The organism is Streptomyces sp. NPDC021562, from assembly GCF_040640875.1.
In the GTDB taxonomy this organism is placed as follows: Bacteria; Actinomycetota; Actinomycetes; order Streptomycetales; family Streptomycetaceae; genus Streptomyces.
In genome coordinates, this window is record NZ_JBFACN010000002.1 from 263141 (window position 1) to 280363 (window position 17223).

General features: G+C 68.3%; 19 protein-coding genes, 1 tRNA gene and 3 pseudogenes. 4 read left to right on the plus strand and 19 right to left on the minus strand.

The annotated features are described in order from the left end of the window. Positions 1 to 7: 7 nt before the first annotated feature. From AB0G52_RS03630 to AB0G52_RS03640, 3 genes are all read right to left on the minus strand, one after another. A complete protein-coding gene (locus tag AB0G52_RS03630) occupies positions 8 to 1570 on the minus strand; it encodes a Stp1/IreP family PP2C-type Ser/Thr phosphatase (RefSeq protein WP_207921698.1) in 1563 nt (520 codons plus the stop codon). Positions 1571 to 1668: 98 nt separating this feature from the next. Continuing rightward, positions 1669 to 2190 (minus strand): FHA domain-containing protein, encoded by a 522-nt coding sequence (locus AB0G52_RS03635; RefSeq protein WP_132888381.1) that lies wholly within the window; start codon positions 2188 to 2190, stop codon positions 1669 to 1671. Between the two features lie 10 nt (positions 2191 to 2200). After that, positions 2201 to 3082 carry a DUF3662 and FHA domain-containing protein gene (locus AB0G52_RS03640; protein ID WP_132888382.1) on the minus strand — a complete coding sequence of 294 codons (882 nt, stop codon included), beginning with the start codon at positions 3080 to 3082 and terminating at the stop codon, positions 2201 to 2203. Between the two features lie 427 nt (positions 3083 to 3509). Between AB0G52_RS03640 and AB0G52_RS03645 the strand changes: the two genes are divergently transcribed. Further along, positions 3510 to 3593, plus strand: a tRNA-Leu gene (locus AB0G52_RS03645). Positions 3594 to 3716: 123 nt separating this feature from the next. Here the strand turns inward: AB0G52_RS03645 and AB0G52_RS03650 are convergent. After that, complete coding sequence (locus AB0G52_RS03650) at positions 3717 to 5594, minus strand: hypothetical protein (protein WP_361333317.1); 1878 nt, start codon at positions 5592 to 5594, stop codon at positions 3717 to 3719. Beyond that, positions 5591 to 6415, minus strand: a complete 825-nt coding sequence (locus AB0G52_RS03655) for a hypothetical protein (RefSeq protein WP_361333319.1) — start codon at positions 6413 to 6415, stop codon at positions 5591 to 5593. Before AB0G52_RS03655 ends, AB0G52_RS03650 begins: the two co-directional genes overlap by 4 nt. 282 nt (positions 6416 to 6697) lie before the next feature. Between AB0G52_RS03655 and AB0G52_RS03660 the strand changes: the two genes are divergently transcribed. Then, positions 6698 to 6922 carry a helix-turn-helix transcriptional regulator gene (locus tag AB0G52_RS03660; RefSeq protein WP_132888383.1) on the plus strand — a complete coding sequence of 75 codons (225 nt, stop codon included), beginning with the start codon at positions 6698 to 6700 and terminating at the stop codon, positions 6920 to 6922. A gap of 251 nt (positions 6923 to 7173) precedes the next feature. Here the strand turns inward: AB0G52_RS03660 and AB0G52_RS03665 are convergent, their stop codons facing one another. From AB0G52_RS03665 to AB0G52_RS03705, 9 genes and pseudogenes are all read right to left on the minus strand, one after another. Beyond that, the gene (locus AB0G52_RS03665; RefSeq protein ID WP_132888384.1) at positions 7174 to 7626 is read right to left on the minus strand and encodes a hypothetical protein; all 453 of its coding nucleotides are present in this window, start codon (positions 7624 to 7626) and stop codon (positions 7174 to 7176) included. 941 nt (positions 7627 to 8567) lie between these two features. Further along, positions 8568 to 8798 (minus strand): hypothetical protein, encoded by a 231-nt coding sequence (locus tag AB0G52_RS03670; RefSeq protein ID WP_361333323.1) that lies wholly within the window; start codon positions 8796 to 8798, stop codon positions 8568 to 8570. A 590-nt stretch (positions 8799 to 9388) separates the two neighbouring features. After that, on the minus strand, positions 9389 to 10090 hold the full coding sequence (locus tag AB0G52_RS03675) for an alpha/beta hydrolase (protein ID WP_132888385.1): 702 nt from the start codon (positions 10088 to 10090) through the stop codon (positions 9389 to 9391). A gap of 27 nt (positions 10091 to 10117) precedes the next feature. Next, entirely contained in the window at positions 10118 to 10528 is a 411-nt protein-coding gene (locus AB0G52_RS03680) for a nuclear transport factor 2 family protein (RefSeq protein WP_361333326.1), read from the minus strand. A 2-nt stretch (positions 10529 to 10530) separates the two neighbouring features. Continuing rightward, positions 10531 to 11343 (minus strand): MBL fold metallo-hydrolase, encoded by an 813-nt coding sequence (locus AB0G52_RS03685; protein WP_361333329.1) that lies wholly within the window; start codon positions 11341 to 11343, stop codon positions 10531 to 10533. 36 nt (positions 11344 to 11379) lie between these two features. After that, a complete protein-coding gene (locus tag AB0G52_RS03690) occupies positions 11380 to 11991 on the minus strand; it encodes a DsbA family protein (RefSeq protein ID WP_132888387.1) in 612 nt (203 codons plus the stop codon). Positions 11992 to 12362: 371 nt separating this feature from the next. Then, positions 12363 to 12857, minus strand: a complete 495-nt coding sequence (locus AB0G52_RS03695; protein ID WP_132888388.1) for a MarR family transcriptional regulator — start codon at positions 12855 to 12857, stop codon at positions 12363 to 12365. Between the two features lie 80 nt (positions 12858 to 12937). Continuing rightward, positions 12938 to 13108: pseudogene (locus AB0G52_RS03700) on the minus strand (helix-turn-helix domain-containing protein); the annotation flags it as partial. 83 nt (positions 13109 to 13191) lie between these two features. Beyond that, positions 13192 to 13566, minus strand: coding sequence for a hypothetical protein (locus AB0G52_RS03705; protein WP_132888389.1), 375 nt, complete (start codon positions 13564 to 13566; stop codon positions 13192 to 13194). On the opposite strand from AB0G52_RS03705, the gene AB0G52_RS03710 reads away from it, so the two are divergent. Next, the gene (locus AB0G52_RS03710; RefSeq protein ID WP_132888390.1) at positions 13565 to 14536 is read left to right on the plus strand and encodes a nuclear transport factor 2 family protein; all 972 of its coding nucleotides are present in this window, start codon (positions 13565 to 13567) and stop codon (positions 14534 to 14536) included. The two genes, AB0G52_RS03705 and AB0G52_RS03710, sit on opposite strands and share 2 nt — an antisense overlap. An 18-nt stretch (positions 14537 to 14554) precedes the next feature. Here the strand turns inward: AB0G52_RS03710 and AB0G52_RS03715 are convergent, their stop codons facing one another. Continuing rightward, positions 14555 to 14701 (minus strand): hypothetical protein, encoded by a 147-nt coding sequence (locus tag AB0G52_RS03715; RefSeq protein ID WP_361333334.1) that lies wholly within the window; start codon positions 14699 to 14701, stop codon positions 14555 to 14557. 315 nt (positions 14702 to 15016) lie between these two features. On the opposite strand from AB0G52_RS03715, the pseudogene AB0G52_RS03720 reads away from it, so the two are divergent. Continuing rightward, positions 15017 to 15133 (plus strand): annotated as a pseudogene (locus AB0G52_RS03720) (SAM-dependent methyltransferase); the annotation flags it as partial. 38 nt (positions 15134 to 15171) lie between these two features. On the opposite strand, the gene AB0G52_RS03725 reads toward AB0G52_RS03720, so the two are convergent. From AB0G52_RS03725 to AB0G52_RS03740, 4 genes and pseudogenes are all read right to left on the minus strand, one after another. Continuing rightward, on the minus strand, positions 15172 to 15825 hold the full coding sequence (locus AB0G52_RS03725; RefSeq protein WP_361333337.1) for an ISAs1 family transposase: 654 nt from the start codon (positions 15823 to 15825) through the stop codon (positions 15172 to 15174). Positions 15826 to 15980: 155 nt separating this feature from the next. Continuing rightward, positions 15981 to 16352 (minus strand): DoxX family protein, encoded by a 372-nt coding sequence (locus AB0G52_RS03730; protein WP_132888391.1) that lies wholly within the window; start codon positions 16350 to 16352, stop codon positions 15981 to 15983. Positions 16353 to 16408: 56 nt separating this feature from the next. Next, a complete protein-coding gene (locus AB0G52_RS03735) occupies positions 16409 to 16546 on the minus strand; it encodes an SDR family oxidoreductase (protein WP_361333340.1) in 138 nt (45 codons plus the stop codon). 137 nt (positions 16547 to 16683) lie between these two features. Continuing rightward, a pseudogene (locus AB0G52_RS03740) lies at positions 16684 to 17220 on the minus strand (SDR family NAD(P)-dependent oxidoreductase); the annotation flags it as partial. Positions 17221 to 17223: the final 3 nt, after the last annotated feature.

Here is a 17223-nt window from a genome sequence, read left to right on the forward strand (position 1 = left end):
GGCTTGCCTACTGCTTACCGCACAGCGAGACGACCTTCTGCTCATCCTCCGAGAGGGTGGGGCCGGGGCTGGGGGTCGCTGAGGGGGACGGGGACGGTGACGCCGTGGAGGACGCCGAGTGCGAAGGGCTTGGCGAGGCCTTGGACGTGAGAGAGGTCTTGGTGGTTCCCGTGGTGCCGCCGGCCTTGCCCTGTCCGGTCTTGGAGCTGGTCGTGGACTGGGCCGCGGTGCGCTCCGACTCCTTCTTGCAGGCGGACGCCTGTACGGCCAGTTCCTGGACCTTGGACCGGGCGTCCTTGAGACCGCCCTCGGCGATGGTGGCCTTGACCTGCTTCTGCTGGTAGGGCGGCAGGTACTTGAGTTCGATCTCGGGGTGGTCGGTCTCTACCTTCGACAGCGACACCCAGGCCAGGTCCTGGCTGATGCCCTGGTACAGCGCGACGTGCTCGCCGTTGGCGCCGACGTAGTACTGCGTCTGCGTCCAGCGCCAGCCGCCGTACAGGCCTCCGCCGACGACGGCGAGGGCGAGGGCGCCGAAGAAGGATCTCTTCAGCCACTTGCGGCCCTTGCGGGGTTTGACGAAGTCGTCGTCGGTGTAGTCGCCGAAGCTGCCGGACGGGGCGTAGCCGGTGGTGTCGCCGGAGCCGGGCGGGCCGAACTCGCCGCCGCCCTGGCCGTGGCCCTGCCTGCCGAGGTTGGCGGCGCGGCCCGCCGGGGTCTGCATGAAGCCGTTGTCGTGCAGGTGCTGCTGGTTCTCCGCGACGGCGCCGACCACGACCGGGGTGTCGGAGAGCTGGCCGGCGAGGGTGTCGCCGGTGTCCAGGTCGAGGACGTCCGCGATGATGACGGTGATGTTGTCGGGGCCGCCGCCGCGCAGCGCGAGCTGGATCAGCTCCTGCACGGTCTCCTGCGGGCCCTGGTAGCTGGCGAGCGTCTCTTCCAGGGTCTGGTGGGAGACGACCCCGGAGAGTCCGTCGGAGCAGATGAGGTAGCGGTCCCCGGCGCGCACCTCGCGGATGGAGAGGTCGGGCTCGACGTGTTCGCCGCTGCCCAGCGCGCGCATCAGCAGCGAGCGCTGCGGGTGGGTGGTGGCTTCCTCTTCGGTGATCCGGCCCTCGTCGACGAGCCGCTGCACCCAGGTGTGGTCCTGGGTGATCTGGGTGAGCAGGCCGTCGCGCAGCAGGTACGCGCGGGAGTCGCCGACGTGCACGAGGCCGAGTCGCTGGCCGGTCCACAGCAGGGCGGTGAGGGTGGTGCCCATGCCCTCCAGCTGCGGGTCCTCCTCCACCATGGCGCGCAGCTGGTCGTTGGCGCGCTGCACGGCGTGGCCGAGGGAGGTGAGGATGTCGGAGCCGGGAACGTCGTCGTCGAGGGTGACGAGGGTGGAGATCACCTCGGAGGAGGCGACCTCGCCGGCGGCCTGGCCGCCCATGCCGTCGGCGATGGCGAGCAGCCGGGGACCGGCGTAGCCGGAGTCCTCGTTGCCCTCCCGGATCATGCCTTTGTGCGATCCGGCGGCGAAGCGCAGTGACAGACTCATGCGCACCTCGCCCGTCGGCTCCGGGTACATCCGCACGGTGCCCACCCTCCGGTCGGGAGCGCGCAAAGGACCGGCGTCCGGTCCGCCGCTGCGTGCTCGCTCCGCTCGCGCCTAATCATGATGTAGCACTACTTCCGCAGCTCGATGACGGTTTTCCCGATGCGGATCGGGGCGCCCAGCGGGATCGGCGTGGGAGTCGTCAGCCGGGAGCGGTCCAGGTACGTGCCGTTGGTGGAGCCGAGGTCCTCGACGATCCACTGTCCGTCGCGGTCCGGGTAGATCCTGGCATGGCGGCTGGAGGCGTAGTCGTCGTCCAGCACGATCGTCGAGTCGTGGGCGCGGCCCAGGGTGATGGTCTGCCCCTGGAGCGCGACCGTCGTCCCGGTCAGGGTGCCTTCGCTGACGACCAGCTTGCTGGGGGCGTTGCGCCGGCGGCCGCCGCCCGCGGGCTGCTGGCCGCGCTGCTGCGGGGGCGCGGCCTGCTGCCGGGCGGCGGGCTGCTGCCGACGTCCTTCTTCCCTACGCGATCCGCGCTGGGTGACGCGCGTACCGAACAGGTCGCTGCGGATGACCTGCACGGCCACGATCACGAACAGCCACAGTACGGCCAGGAAACCCAGCCGCATGACCGTGAGGGTCAGCTCTGACATTGCCCCCGCTTCACCCTTCGGCTTGCCGGTAAATGATGGTGGTGCTGCCCACGACGATCCGCGAGCCGTCGCGGAGCGTAGCGCGGGTGGTGTGCTGCCCGTCCACCACGATGCCGTTGGTGGACCCGAGATCCTGGATCGTCGAGGGCGTTCCGGTCCGGATCTCGCAGTGCCGGCGGGAGACGCCGGGGTCGTCGATCCGCACGTCGGCCTCGGTGCTGCGGCCCAGCACGAGTGTCGCGCGGGAGATCTGGTGGCGGGTGCCGTTGATCTCGATCCAGTAGCGGGTGCGGGAGCCGGGCGCCGGGGCGCCGACGGGTCCCGAGGGTCCGGCGGGCCGCTGGCCGGCGGGCTGGGTCGGCTGTGGGTAGCCGTAGCCGCCGGGGCGCTGCGGGGCGCCGGGCGGCGGCGCGCTCGGCATCGGCGGGGCGGCCCCGCCGGCCGGCGGGTAGCCGTAGCCGCCCGGTCGCTGCGGGGCGCCGCCCGCGGGAGCGCGGTCCGGGGCCTGCTGGTTGCTGGAGGAGGCGAGGGTGCGGCTGCGCACCCGGTACAGGCCGGTGTCGAGGTCGTCGGCCTTCTCCAGGTGGACCTTGATCGGGCCCATGAAGGTGTAGCGCTGCTGCTTGGCGTAGTCGCGGACCATCCCGGCGAGCTCGTCGCCGAGCTGCCCGGAGTAGGGGCTGAGCCGCTCGAAGTCGGGGGCGCTCAGCTCCACGATGAAGTCGTTGGGTACGACGGTCCGGTCCCGGTTCCAGATGGTCGCGTTGTTGTCGCACTCGCGCTGCAGCGCACCGGCGATCTCCACGGGCTGGACCTCGGACTTGAACACCTTTGCGAAGGTGCCGTTGACCAGACCTTCGAGACGCTGCTCGAACTTCTTCAGGACTCCCACAGGGCACCTCCTCTGTCGCCTTGCCCGTACTGCCTGCCGTGACCGTTACCGCTCACTGATCGTATCTACGCGCCCGGCAATCAGCCGGTTCCCCGAGCGGCCCCTCTTCGAACCGCTCGGTGCGCTTCTCCCGTCGAGGATCGGCGCTCCTTCTTCCCAGGATCGTAGAGGTGGCTCATGACCAGTGTCCCGCACCTGACTGTGGACCCGATCCGTCTCCTGGGCAGATGACGTGGACCGGTACGAGGTTGATACGTGAACGCCGACCGCCCGGTACGTGATCACGGTGATCACGTTGATCACCAGGTGAGCGCTGCCCAGAGACAAGGGATGTGAACCCACCCGGTCCCACGTGCTAGTGTTCTCGATGTCGGAAGGGGCCAGCCCGAAGGAAACAACGGGGCTGAAGCCGGAAGACACACCCAATGCGCGGGTGGCGGAATAGGCAGACGCGCTGGATTCAGGTTCCAGTGCCCGCAAGGGCGTGGGGGTTCAACTCCCCCCTCGCGCACAGAGAGATACCGACGAAACGGGTTCTCACCAGTGACGAAAGTCACGGTGAGGGCCCGTTTCTCGTTGTGCTGGTGGCTGCGACCCGGACCGGGACGTGGCAGGGCCCCGGCGGTGAGGTATCTCACGGTCGGGGCCCTGCTTTTTGGTGCTGCTGATTGTTGTCCGGATGGTGCTGGGGGGGGTGGGGCTGGCCCGGCCAGGCGGCCGGCATCAGATGCCCGGTGGGTGTCCAGACGACGGGCTCCTTGGTTTTCTGCCTGTGATGGCTTCGGCGGCGGGGGCGTTCGCCGCCGAGCGTCAGCGTCTCAAGCCACTTCTTGATCTTGCGGCGATTGGCGTGGGCGAGTTGGAACGCCAGGAGGATCGTTTGGGCGGCGATGCCGCGAATGCGGCGTGAGCCGGCGGCTTCGATGCCCTCGGCGAGGGGGTTCTTGGCGTATCCGTTGTAGCCCTCGACGCTGTTGCGTAGCCGGAAGTAGACCTTCTGCCATTCTGGGCCGCCGTACTCCAGAGCCTGCCACTGCTTGGCACCGGCTTCTGGGCTGACGGTGATGGCCTTCTGGCGGCAGACCTTGACCGGGCCCGCTGGGCTGGGCTCCGGGTCGACGAGGGGAAGGTGGATGCCGCGGCCCAGGGTGTGGGGCTTGATGAGGCACTGGGCCTTGCCCGCTTCGGCGGGGCACATCATCCGCTGGTAGCCGTCGGCGTCTGCGTTCTGTTTCGGCATGAGGCGGTAGCCGCGGCGCGCGGCGATCAGCCGGACCCACGTCTCACGGTCGATGCGCTCGGCATACAGGTCGATGGTGGCGTTGATCAGGGGCTCCGGCATGGACGGGCAGTACCAGCGGCCCTCGACGAGGATCGCGCCTTCCGTTCCGCCCTGGTTTCCGAGCTGGTCTCCTCGGTAGTCGTAGACGGGCTTGTAGCCCATGGCCCGGACGGGGATCTGCCACTCAGTGGGCTCGGAGTTGTTGTAGGCGCGGTCACCGGCGAGGTAGCCGGGTTTGTATCCACGTTCCTGGAGTCGGTTGAGGACCTTCAGGCCGTTGTAGGCCGGGCGTTGCCCGGGCTTGTCGAGGGCGACGCCGAGGACGAGGGCCGGGAGGATGTCGGGGTTCGGGGTGCCGTCGTCGAGGAGTACGGCGTCGTGTTCGGTGTCACGGGTCACGATGAGGTGGGCGTCGTAGCCGAAGAGGTACTTCTTCTTGAGCGAGGTCTTCTTCTTGACCAGAGACGTCTTGGCTTTGCCCTTCTTGGCGGGCGGGGCAGGCGGGCGCATGGAGTCGGACACCGGCACATCCGGGTCGCGGTGGTCGCCTTCGCGTACGTACCAGCCGGCGTCCGGGTCGGTGGCGAGCTCGGGTCCGTTCGTACGGCGGCCGCGGGAGAAGGTGCGGACGGGGGTGGCGTCGATGCCCAGGGAGACCTCGGCCATTTCTGCCAGCAGATCGTGGAGGGGGCGTACGGAGGCGTCCAGGACGAACTCGGTGAACAGGGCCAGCCGTCGTTCCCTCTCGGTCAACTCGTCGATGTCGGCTGCCGCCGTCAGTGCGTGCGCCTCCTCGCGTGAGAGGTGCCCGTTGGGTGGCAGCGGGGAGGGGTTCATCGCGTCCTTCATGGCGTGGAAGATTCGCCGGACCACCGCGTAGGCCGCCTCGAATCCCTGGTCGTGGTCTTCGTACTCGGGTACGTCGAGCCGGGCGCGCAGCTGCGGGTTGATGCGGAAGTACAGGATGTCCGTGACCCGTTCCAGGACGATCTTGCCGCCGGTTTCCTGGGTGCAGAGGTGGAGGCCGACCAAGAGGTTTCTGAGGTGCAAGGTGCGGTGTCGGCCGCGAGGGAGGTGGACGAACTCCTCTAGCAGAGGGACGAGTTGGCTCTCGTCGACTTCCTCGACTGCCGCCTCGACGTCGGCGGCGTCGATGAGTCTGCGCTTGGCGCGCATCGCCAGGAGGCGCTCATGGCGATCGCTGGAGGACAGGCTGCGTGGCGCCGTCATTGGCTGCCTCGCAGTAGGCGGGCGGCTTCCTCGGCGGGGACGGCGCTCAGAAACGGCAGGATGCGGGAGAGGCCGTGGAGTGTGTCTACACCGGCCGCCGCCACGATGACGGTGATGGGAAGCCGCTCCTCGAAGAGTTCGACCAGCCACGTGGATCTGAGGCGGCCCATGACCAGTCGAGGGACGTTCGGGCTGGGCTGGGCGCGGGCCAGGAAGTTCGTGACGGTGTTGGTGCCGCGGCTGTGGCAGTTGGGGCGGAACAGGTACTGGGCTGCGCCGGGGGTCTCCAGACGGTCCGCGGCGGATGCCAAAACGCCTTCCCAGGGCCGACGGCAGAGGATCTCCCGCTTCCGGGGACCGCGCGGGACCACGACGACCGCGCCCTCACCGCTCGAAGCCTTGCGGACGTCATGGACGCGCAGCGGGATGACCTCGGGTGAGTCGAGGCCGACGCCGAGCCCGAGCGCCATGAGGGTCTTGCAGCCCCAGCGAAGCTCCTCAGTGGCCTGGCCACTGGCCCAGCCCCACAGGTCCGCCAGCTCGGTCCGGGTGTAGGGGCTGTTGGGGACCGAGGCCGACAGCTTGGCAGGCTTCCCGGTCCGGCATGCGCCGCCGAGGACGATCTCGCTGAGCCGCAGGAGCCTGGTCCGGTAGTTGCCGCGGGTGCTCTCTCTCACGCTGGGGCAGCCGACGGCGATGAATCGCTCGATCATCTCCCGGGAGAGCCACACCTCGGCTTTCCCGGGAAGGCCCTCGCCGTTGCAGAAGAGAGCCAACTGGGCCAGTGCGGAGAGCAGTTCACGCGCTTTGTATGACGTCAAGGGATCAGCGAGGCGGACGACGCGGCGCACTTCGTCGCCGACGCGGCTCCACCCCGCGGGGGAGCCGGACGGGACGTAGGCACCAATCCGCTGACTCATCACATGCCGCCACACCAACACCCCAGCCGGAGGGGTGCTATTCGAATAACATGTATCGGTGGCAGCAGCCGCGCGCGACCGGGGAGGACCGGATGGGTCAGACTTCACCTCATGCCCCAAGGAGATGCCCGCCGACTGCCGCCGCGCGCGTACTGCGCCGGCGGTACGTGGCCTGAGGCCGTCATGGAGGAGCACCACGGGGCGCGGGTCGCTCAGGCCATGGCTGCTCGGCTCAAGGCCGCACTCGACCGGCGGGGCTGGTCCGTTGCTCGGCTGTCGCGCGAAAGTGGCGTCGCCCGCTTCACGATCGCCAAGGCGCTCTCCGGCGAGGCGTGGCCCGACCTGCTGACCATTGCCAGCCTTGAAAAGGCGCTCGACTGTGATCTTTGGCCGGGGCGGAATGTGTGAAACGGGCCGCTGCTGGGAGCCGCCGGTATGCGGACTTGGAGCACGGAATGGCTGTTCGAAGCCGAACATAGGGGCGGTCATCCCTTCGGGCGAAGGGCAGGACCATATTTCGTCGTGCGCTACCGGCGGCCCTCGGCCGCTCGTAAAATGCAACGTGACGAACTGATCCGGCACTGTGGAAGGTTCTAGGTGGGTTCGTCGCCGTTGGCCGTCACCTTGGACTGGACTCCTTGGTGGCGGCCTTCTTGGTTTTAAGGCTGCTGAGGTGGTGCGTACTGGTAGAAGGCATTCGGCAGCTTGATCAGAGATCCGGCCTTTGCTAGTTCATCCGCTGCCACGCGAACGCTCTTGATCTTGCCGGCTTCATTGAGGGCGTTGGCTACTTCCAGTGCCTTCCACTGCCGCGTCGGGTCCTGGGCCATGAGCCGCAGGATGCGGGTCTTGCGAGGTAGGGTCTGGATACCGTCGGCTACTGTCGTCGTCTCGGTGTCTTCGGAGTCGGTGTCGGCTTGGCGCTGCTCAGGGATGCCCGATGTCCGCCACTCTTCTGCGATCTGCATCTGCTTCTTTACCTGGCGTACGAGGCGAAGCTCTTGGCGGACCTTGAATGTGTCGCGCTGCAGTTCGAGTTCTTTCTCCTCCAAGAGCTGGATGTACTTGTCGGGGTTACCGGCCACTTCTTCCCATGGAAGGGTTTCGATCATTGCAGAAACCTACCTATGAGAATGCATAAGTTACCCCTCTCGCAAGGGGTGCTTCACTCGAAGTAGCGACAAGGTCAATTACCTGTCGGGTTACCTGTGCGAACAGAGTCGAAAATTCCTGTTTTGTTATCCAGGTCCTACCTGAACGGGAGAAACGTTTCGCTGTTTTGGTGCAAAGGTAGGGCTGCTTTATTTGGGATGGCATTCCGCCCCTTGTGTTTCAGGGGTAATTTCCGGAATGGAGGTTGCCTTCTTTCGCAGTTCTCGGTTTCCTGAGTGGAAAACCCCTGTCTCTTTCTGGGGTGCGTGAAGAGGCAGCCCCTGTATCGGCATGTCTCCTGCACGGCATGGCTCAGGGGGTCTTCGACAGGGGGTAAGGCAACGTCGGGAGTGTCCTGGATGTGGGGACCCGCGCATGGGACAGGTAGGGGCGGTTCGTCCGAGCAGGGCCTGCCTGAGGCGTGAAGGGTCTGCCTGGACCGTGTAGCGCGTGGGCTGGAAGGTGAGGGTGCTGCGTCCAAGGCGACGGCAGAGTCCAAAGCCACGACGGAGATGGTCAGCTCGGCATAAACGCGATGACCCGTCCGAGGAAGCCTCTATGCACAACTGCTGACACAGGACGGAGACAGGGCTGTGCAAGCAAGGCGGGAGCGGATGGCGACGATTCGGGCGGTCATCCCTGTCTGCAGGAAGGGGGGAATCGCCAGGGCTGTCTCAGGTACGGCCAGGCCCGGGAACGCAGGGAGGGGTGCCGCAAGTACCCCGTCGCTAGGGGGTCCTGTCCGGTTGGGTTGCCTGAACACGCACAGGGATAGCCGACAAGGGAGACAAGCGTGGTGCAGTAATGCATCCCTCGGTGGGTGTTCTGTGAGCCTTCGCGGCGGTTCACCTCGCCGGTCAGGGCATGGTGAACCGGCCGGGTTCGGTGAGGACGCCGCGGCTCACGAGGCGTTTGAGCTTGGCCCGGGAGCCTTCGACGTGGCGGTTCTCTGTGCCGGTTTCCAGGGCTTCGCAGAGGTCCTTGACCCGTAGTCGTGATCGTCGTCCTCGAGCAGGGCGAGGATCCGACGGTATGCGGACGGCAATGGCTCGGAGCCGCCGGGATCGTTGGCCTCGGCGATCTCCAGGACGGTCTCCCGGGTGATTTCCAGCCGCTCCAGCCGGTACTCCACGGCGGCGAGTTGCTCGCTGAACCGGGCGATCTGCTCGCGCAGACGGGCTGCTTCCTCGCGGCCGACGGCCTGTCGTTCGTCGATCTGGGCCAGGAGCTAACGCCCACTCACCGGTTCCTGGCGAAGACGGTGGTGTGGGGCGTGGCATTCGGCCTCCGGCTGGCGCCTCGGCCGCACCTACCCCGTGGGCGGCGGGTACTTCGGCCTCGAACTCGAAGCGGTCTGACCGGACCTCTACCGATCGAGCGAACCGAGCGCGGGCGAACCGCTCCGGGACCGCGGAGACTCTGACGTCTCCCGACTCCATCAGACCCGGAGCGGTTCGGCGCCGTCCTGTCCGGCTCCGCAGGAGCCGCCACGGCGGGCCGGCGGCCGGGCGACCTTCGGGCTCCAGGCACCTGCACTTGCACCTTCACCAAGCCCTCCGCCGTCAGCCTGAACGGCACCCTCAGGACGGCCGACTTTGCGGACGTGCTGGACCGTTTGCTCGCGGCGGCACCCGATCCCCGGGTCGTGGAGGTCAGGACCACACCGGAGTTCTTCGCCATGATCAAGCCCAGTGCGTGTCACAACGCTCGTGATCAGTACAGCTAGGACCTGTTGGACGAGGCCCGCGCGACGGCCCTGGCGAGAACGTCGGCTACCTCGTCGGCATGGGACAGGTGCGGGGAGTGCCCGGAGGGAACACGCACACTGTGTGCGGCACGCGCGGCCCACTGTTCCTGCACCGCGGGCGGCAGTGCCGGATCCTCGGTGGCCACGACGTACGTCAGGGGAACGTCGGTCGGTGCGGCACCCAGCTTCTCGGTGAAGGCGCGCATGCCCTGCCAGTTGAGGCGTTCGACGGCCTCGGTGGTCAGAGCGGGGTCGACACCGCTGAAGATGGACTCCTCGGCGTCTCCCGCCTTGACGGCCAGGCCGTCGGGCGAGTGGTTCCAGGTGGGCGGGAAGTCGCCGCCCATCCACTCCAGCATCGAGGTGCCCGCTTCCAGGGCGAAGGCGGCGATGTAGACGAGCTCCGCGACCTGGCCCGATTCGGCGGCAGCCCAGGTCGCTGGCACTCCGCCGTAGGAGTGCGCGGCGAGCACCACAGGTCCGTCGACAGCCGCGACAGCGGCGCGCACCACCTCGACGTCGTCGGCCAGCCCCTGGGTGGCCGCGCTGTCGGGACTGCTGCTGGGCAGTTGGACGGCTAGGGAGGCGATGCCGCGGGCGCTGAGCCTCTCACGCAGGGGTTCGAAGATCCACGGGGTGTGCATCGCTCCGTGCACGAGAACGACAGTGGGGTTCATCTGAGCTGTCCTCAAGTGGCGGGAGGGTCAGTCGTTCATGGCGTCGCGGACGAGCGCCGTGTCGACGAACTGTTCGAAGCGGACGATGAGTCCGCCGCGTACGACGAAGTGGTGGGCGACGCGGACGTCGATCGGCTTGCCGGTGGCCTTGTTGGTCGCGGTGTAGCGGGCGAGGACGACGACGTTCTCGCCGTCGACGACGTAGGTGTCGTCGTGCGCGGCCCAGCTCTCCCACTCCTTGCCGAGCTGCTCCATGACGTTCGAGGTGACGCCGTCGGGCGTGCGGTAGGTCCCGGCCAGCGGGAAGCCGGCCATCTCCGTCCACTCCACGTCGGGGGCGAGGGTGGCGCGCAGGGCGTCCAGGTCACCGGCGGCCGAGGCGAGGTACTGGCGGCGCACGACGTCGGCGGGCGCGGTGGAGGTGGCGAACTCGCTCATGGTCAGCCCCACTTCATCTCGCCCTTGGCGACCTTCGAGCCGATCTGGGCGGCGATCAGCATGCCGTTGTCGGGGAAGCGCTTGACGAGGGCGTCGTTCAGCGCGGCACCGTCGGCGGCCTTGCCCAGCTCCTCCTCGAAGGCGACCAGGTAGTCACGGGTGGCGCTGATGGCGGAGCCGTCGGCCGCGGTGCCGGGGAGGCGGTGGCCGGGGACGACCAGGTGCGGGTCGAGGGCGGCCATCTCGTCGAGGAGGTCGATCCAGGCGGCGCGGTCGCCGGGGGTGGGGGTGTCGGCGACCCAGACGTGCTCCTGCTGGAAGAGCAGGACACCGCCGAGCAGGGCGCGGTGCTCGGCCTGCCAGAGGTAATGGCGGTCGGGCAGGCCGGCCGGGCCTCCCTTGAGCTCGAAGCGGTGGCCCTCCAGGGTGAGGTCGCCGGTGAGCGGGGTCAGGTCGACCAGGCGGGTGGGCAGGTTCGGGCCGAGCGCAGCCCAGGCCTTGAGCTTGCCCTCGTACGAGTGGGCGATGTGCTTGATGACGATCGGGGTGGCGACGAACTTCGCCTCGGGGAAGGCGTCGGCGATGACCTCGGCGCCGAAGTAGAAGTCGGGGTCGCCGTGGGAGACGAAGACGGTGGTCAGCGTCTTGCCGGAGTCGAGGATCTCGGCGGCCAGGCGGTGGCCGTCGGCGCGGGTGAAGGCCGCGTCCACCAGCAGGGCCTCGCTCTCGCCGGTGACGAGGGTGGCCGTCTTGTTCTTGCTGCCGGCCGGGAAGTCGAGATCGAGGACCTTGAAGGAGAGAGTGCTGCTGCTCATGGTTGGTGCTCCTTGCGGGGATGGGGATTTGCGCAGTCAGGAGAGGGCGGCGAGTCGCCGGTCGACCTCGTCGGCGGTGGCGTGGCCGTGAGCCAGGACGGCGACGCGGCCACCGTCGACGGCGAGCAGGGTGGGGAAGCCGGTGACGCCCAGCTCGGCGCAGCGGCGGAAGTCGTCCGCCGCCGCGTCGTACGCCTCGGGGGACTCGAAGGCGGAAACGACAGCGTCGGCGTCCAGGCCGGCCTCTTCGGCGATCTTCCGGTACGTGGCGGACTCGGACAGGCTGAGGCCGTCGACGTAGAAGGCCCGCTGGAGGGCGCCGGCCAGCTCGGCCGCCCGGTCGGGGGCCACCCGGCGCAGGGCGGCGACGCCGCGCGCGGCGGCCTCGGAGTCCATCACGAACGAGCCGTCGGCGATCAGTCGGTCGTATCCCTCGCCGAACTCGGCGCCGGTGAGCTCGGCGATCTGGGCGTTGGCGCCCTGGACGTAGCCGAACTCGCGGATCGGGACCCGGCGCGAGCCGGTGAACAGGCCGCCGGAGATGACGTCCACCGGTATGTCCGGGTGGCGGGAGACGGCTTCGCGCAGGGTGGGGGAGAACCCGTGCGACCAGCCGCAGTAGGCGTCGAAGGCGTAGACGAGCTGCATCGAGAACCTCGGCATCGGGTGGGGCGCTCGCCTGGTGCGAGCGGTTCACCGACCACAACAATATCTGACTAGTCAGATATTCTGAAGTCGACTGTCAGGCGATTCATCCTGGTTCACGGGTCGGCGCAGCTCATGAATCCGGCAGGAACCTGGAGTCAAGGAGCGACCAAGCGTGTGACCATTCGAACGCATCTCGCCTTGGGGTCGCTGTCCGCGCGGGGGAGATCGCCGGGAGCGGGCCGACAGCCAGGTTGACATGCGCCATGACGCGGGGGCGCAGATCAATGACGTGCTGCGCGGCTTGGAGGTCGTCGCCGGTCGGGTGCGGCGACGCATGCGGGGAGGGGCTCCTACGGGACGGCCCACGACCCTCAGGGAAGCCGGGGCAGTGTGTCCCGTGCCGTGTGGCTCAGGATGCGCAGGTCTTCGGCGAACCGGTGCCGGTCCTCCACCGGGAGGGGCGCCAGGAAGTAGCGCCTGATGTTCTCGACATGGACCCGGGACGCGGAGACCGTGGTCTCCTCACCGAGCGGCGTCAGGCGCACCAGCCGCCCGCGCCGGTCACCGGGATCCTCGACGCGTTCGACCAGGCCCGCCGCCTCCATACGGTCCACCAGACGCGTGGCGCCACCTGTCGTGAGGACCTGCTCCTGGGCGACGGCCCGCATCGACAGCCCCGGCTCCCCCGCCCTACCCAGGATGAGCAGCACCTCGAACATCAGATGGCTGATACCGCACTCCACCTCAAGAGCCCGCCCCAGGATGTACTCCAGCCGGTTCGCGGCCCCCTGCAAGCGCCCGAAGGCCAGGATCAGCGCGTTGTTCGCGGCGTCGCTCGACGTCGAGATCTCCGCATGCTCGTCCACGGTCCTGACGCCCCTTCCCGTAGCTGCTTCCATCCGCCCACCGATCATCCCTCACCGGCCGAGCGGCGGGTCCGACTCGGCTACCGGCCCTGGTGGGCGAGCCGGAACGCGCCGGGGGCCGTACCGGTGTGACGGGTGAGGAACTTGCCGAAGTTGGTGGGCTCGGGGAAGCCGAGGCGGCGCGCGATGGTCGCCACCGGTTCGTCGGTGTGCGCGAGCAGCCGCCTGGCCTCCAGGGCGACTCGGCCGTCGAACGTCGGTCACGAGGCCGAGAGCCCGGACGGTCGTGCGCAGCGGTGATCTGGTTGACATGGTGTCGCTCTGGCTCTTGCGATCACACCGCCGCCTGCCGACGCACCATCGTTGATCCCGTCTGCTTCGACCAACCGCGGATCCGCAGGCCAGGCCCGAGGGGGTCCCGGGCCTGCTGCAACGGCTGGCCGAGGTGCCGGACCCGCGTGAACCTCATGCCGAGGACGAGTCGGTTGATCTTGAGTGCCGCGGGTCCGAGCTGCGTGTACTTCATCACCACCCAGCCCACAGCTTCGAGAGCGCTCCAGGCAAGAGCGTCGAGGAGTGTCAAGGAACGCCAGAGGGCGGCAAAGACGGTTGACGTGGACCGCTCCGCGGTGATTATCTGCCGATGCAGAGTTTGATGTTTCAAGTTAATTCCCGGTTTTGCACGCATGAGACGTTTGGAGCGCACCATGCCCCCCACTGCCCCCACCACCCCCGCCCGCAGAACCGCCATCGCCTTCCTCGCCGCCGCTGCGGTCCTGGCCGCGGCCGCCGTACCCGCCGCGGCAGCCCCGCACGGCCCGGCCGCCGGACACGCGACGCACGGCCAGGGCGACCACCACGGCCAGGGCGGCTACGGCGACACCACCCGCCTCGGCTACCAGAAGGCCGTCGCCATCACTGTCACCAAGAGGGTGTTCGAGCGCGGGGACACCGCGGTCGTCGACCGCTACGTACGGCCGGACTACATCCAGCACAACCCGACCGCGGCCGACGGCTCGGCGGGCCTCAAGGCCCTGGCCACCTCGATCCACCAGCAGTTCCCCGACGCCCGGTACAACGTCAAGCGGGCCATCGCCCAGGGCGACCTCGTGATGCTCCACTCCAACGTGGTGCTGGTCCCGGGCACCAAGGGTGCGGCCGTCATCGACATCTTCCGCTTCCAGGGCGGGAAGCTCGCCGAGCACTGGGACGTGATCCAGAACGTGCCGGACACCACGGCCAGCGGCAACGACATGTTCTCCACGCTGAGTTCACCGCAGGTCTCGCAGCCCCTGGACCACCGGCTCACCCAGGCCAACCAGGCGCTGGTCACCAAGGCCTTCGACGAGCTCATGGTCCACAAGGACCTGACCGCCCTCGACCGCTACTGGGACCCCGGCTACCTCCAGCACAACACGCAGATGCAGAGCGGCGTGCCCGCCGCGAAGGCCGGCCTCGGCGGTTACTTCGCCTCGGCACCGCAACTGACGGTCACCCCGAAGCGGATCATCGCCGAGGGCGACCTGGTGGCCGTCCACAGCCACTACGTCAACTATCCGGGAGACCGGGGCGCGGCGATCCTGGACCTGTTCCGGGTGCGGAACGGCAAGATCGTCGAGCACTGGGACATCATCCAGAACGTCCCGGAGACCTCGGCCAACGGCAACGGCATGTTCTAGAGGCCGGGGCCCCGCCCGTCAGCCCCGTGCCGGTCCGTCGACGTGCACGGTGGCGGACACCGCCCGGGCGCGGGTGCCGTCGCCGGCCTCCCAGGCGCCGCTGACCTGGCCGGCCGCCGTCGCGGGGCGGGTGTCGGGTGTGGTGGGGTCCAGGGCGCGGTGCAAGCGCAGGACCCCGCCGTCCGCGGCGGTCAGGACGGTGCTCCGCTCGTCGTCGGTGACCTCGATGGGCCACGGCGAGGAATGGAGAGCGGCACCCGCGCAGGAACGGGTGACCTCGTGGTCGGGGGGTTGGTGAGGCTCTGGGCCCGGGCCTGGACGCGGCTTCGATCAGCGCGAGGAACTGGGCGTACGGCACCGGGTCGTGACGGCCGTCATAGGCCCGGCGGGACTCAGTAGGTGTTCTTCTTCCTTCCGGCGTTGTTGATCTTTGCTCCGGAAGGGGGTGTGCATGCTGCCGGGACTTGGTGAACTGGGTGGATGAAGGTCTTGTCGCCTCGTGTCCTTCGGGCTCTTGAACGGTTCAATGCCGCCTATCCCTGGGGCCACAACGCTCACTACCACCGCTGGATTCTGAGGCAGCTACCGAGACTGTTTGACCGCAGGGTCTTTGCGTGAAGTGATCTTGTCCGGGTTCATCCGGTGATGCCGAGGGCGGTCAGGGGTCGGAGGCGTTCGCGGGCGGTCTGGCGGAAGGCTGCGGCGATGTTGGTGTGGCCGTCCTGGCGGTGGACGCTGATGGCGAGGTTGCGCAGGCTGGCCATGGTGCGGGGCAGGGCGGCGGTGCGGATTTTGGAGTCGTCCTCGCGAAAGGTGCGGTCGCGGACGTGGTGCAGCAGGTTCTCGATCGTCCAGTGGCCGCGGATCCAGGCAGCGAGTTGGGCGCCGGTGGCTGGGTCCCGTCTCCAGCGGACGACTTGGAGGGCCTGCTTCGCGTCGGGGTAGTCGATGGGGTCGAAGGCGGCCGTCTTGAGCCTGCGGATCTCCTGGCGGTGGTGGGCGCGGGTGCGCTCGTAGTGGACAAGGGTCATCTCGCGCCAGGGCAGACGGCGGACGCGGTCGAAGAGGCCGGGGTGGTTGGCCTTGACGTGGGCGATGTAGTGGGCGCCGCGCTCGCGCAGGTAGGTGCCGTGGGCGTGCTGGGTGTCCAGGGCGTCGGCGGTGATCACCGTGTGGGTCAGGTCGAGGGTGTCCAGCAGCGGGGCGAAGGCGGGGATCTCGTTACTCTTGTCGGCGACCTGGCGCTCGAGCCTTCTGTGAGGATCGATCGGAATTGGTCTGCTCTGCATTCATCTTTGGAACTCCTTTTCTCGTGATTCGACCACTTGTACAACGCCGGTGGGGCGGTCAGGGCGGAGACAGTAAGAAGTGGGGCGGGCGACGGGACCCGGTGATCTGTGACGAACCGGGCCCCCGTACCTGGGACTCGGAGCGGATGGCGGCTTCAGAGGCTGTACGGGCCGAAGCGTCCCCAGGCCACCAGTACGGCAAGGATCAGCAGGACGGCGTTGAGGCCGATCGCGGGGAATTCCTTCGTGCGGGCGTGGTACGTCGCGGCCAGCAGCATTGTTATACCGAGGCCGACGGCGGCCAGTGGTGTCAGCACGGTGGCGATACCGGTGGCCGCGGGCAGGATCAGCCCGAGGGCACCGGCGAATTCCACGATGCCGATGAAGCGGACGGTGCCAGCTGAGAAGTCCGCCACCCAGGGCAGCTTCTCGACGAGCTTGTCCTTGGGCTGGGTGGTTTTCATGACACCGGCCATGGCGAACATGACGGCCAGTACGGCCTGCACGATCCACAGGAAGATGTTCATCAGGGGTGGAGTCCTTCGGGGAGAGAGCGAGGGAGGGGACGCGGTGGAGCGGGCTGCTAGCCGAGGAGGCTGCCGCCGGTGGCGTCGAGGGAGGCTCCGGTGATCCAGCGCGCCCGGTCGGTGGCGAGGAAGACCACCACATTGGCGACCTCCTCCGGCTCACCGAGGCGCTTGAACGCCGACAGCTGTGACATCTGTTCGCGCGCCCCGGGCATCTGGAAGACCGCGCTGCCGTTGTCCGTGAGACCGGGGCACGCTGTTGACCGTGATGCCGAGGGGCGAGGTGCCGGGCGAAGTGCAGCGTGAGCTGGTCGAGCGCGCCCTTGGACATCGCGTAGACGACCTGCGACGGCTCAGCCCTGCGCGTGACCGCGGATGAGATGTTGATGACGCGTCCGCCGTCCGGGATCAGCCCGAGAGCTCGCTGGACGAGGAGGAAGGGGGCCTTGGCGTTGACTGCGAAGATCTCGTCGATCTGCTCGGCGGACACCTCTTCCGGGGCGCTGCCGGCGGGCATCGTCGCGGCGGCGTTGTTCACCAGGATGTCCAGGACGGTCTCGCCGGTGTGTTCGCGCAGTCCGGCCTCCAGCTGGTCGAACAGCTGATCGACGGCGCCGGGCGTGCCCAGTTCCGCGCCGACGGCAAAGGCCCGTCCGCCGTCCTTCTCGATAAGGTCGACGGTCTGCTGGGCGGCCTGCTTGTCGCGCCCGTAGTGCACGGCGGCCAGGGCCCCCTCGCGGGCGAGGCCGAGGGCGGTGGCCCGGCCGATGCCGCGGCTGGATCCGGTGACGAGAGCGGTCTTGCCGCTGAGCGGGCTGGTCATGCTGGTGTCCTCGCGGTGTTCGGGAAGTGGGGTCTTGCCAGGCATGTG

Excerpts from the sequence above, each read along its gene's own strand:
- AB0G52_RS03735 (WP_361333340.1), bottom strand. The coding sequence starts at position 16,546 with ATGTCACAGCTGTCGGCGTTCAAGCGCCTCGGTGAGCCGGAGGAGGTC.
- AB0G52_RS03705 (WP_132888389.1), bottom strand. The coding sequence starts at position 13,566 with ATGGTGCGCTCCAAACGTCTCATGCGTGCAAAACCGGGAATTAACTTG.
- AB0G52_RS03635 (WP_132888381.1), bottom strand. The coding sequence starts at position 2,190 with ATGTCAGAGCTGACCCTCACGGTCATGCGGCTGGGTTTCCTGGCCGTA.
- AB0G52_RS03680 (WP_361333326.1), bottom strand. The coding sequence starts at position 10,528 with ATGAGCGAGTTCGCCACCTCCACCGCGCCCGCCGACGTCGTGCGCCGC.
- AB0G52_RS03710 (WP_132888390.1), top strand. The coding sequence starts at position 13,565 with ATGCCCCCCACTGCCCCCACCACCCCCGCCCGCAGAACCGCCATCGCC.
- AB0G52_RS03660 (WP_132888383.1), top strand. The coding sequence starts at position 6,698 with ATGGAGGAGCACCACGGGGCGCGGGTCGCTCAGGCCATGGCTGCTCGG.
- AB0G52_RS03665 (WP_132888384.1), bottom strand. The coding sequence starts at position 7,626 with ATGATCGAAACCCTTCCATGGGAAGAAGTGGCCGGTAACCCCGACAAG.
- AB0G52_RS03650 (WP_361333317.1), bottom strand. The coding sequence starts at position 5,594 with ATGACGGCGCCACGCAGCCTGTCCTCCAGCGATCGCCATGAGCGCCTC.
- AB0G52_RS03690 (WP_132888387.1), bottom strand. The coding sequence starts at position 11,991 with ATGCAGCTCGTCTACGCCTTCGACGCCTACTGCGGCTGGTCGCACGGG.
- AB0G52_RS03725 (WP_361333337.1), bottom strand. The coding sequence starts at position 15,825 with ATGCAGAGCAGACCAATTCCGATCGATCCTCACAGAAGGCTCGAGCGC.
- AB0G52_RS03685 (WP_361333329.1), bottom strand. The coding sequence starts at position 11,343 with ATGAGCAGCAGCACTCTCTCCTTCAAGGTCCTCGATCTCGACTTCCCG.
- AB0G52_RS03675 (WP_132888385.1), bottom strand. The coding sequence starts at position 10,090 with ATGAACCCCACTGTCGTTCTCGTGCACGGAGCGATGCACACCCCGTGG.
- AB0G52_RS03630 (WP_207921698.1), bottom strand. The coding sequence starts at position 1,570 with ATGTACCCGGAGCCGACGGGCGAGGTGCGCATGAGTCTGTCACTGCGC.
- AB0G52_RS03730 (WP_132888391.1), bottom strand. The coding sequence starts at position 16,352 with ATGAACATCTTCCTGTGGATCGTGCAGGCCGTACTGGCCGTCATGTTC.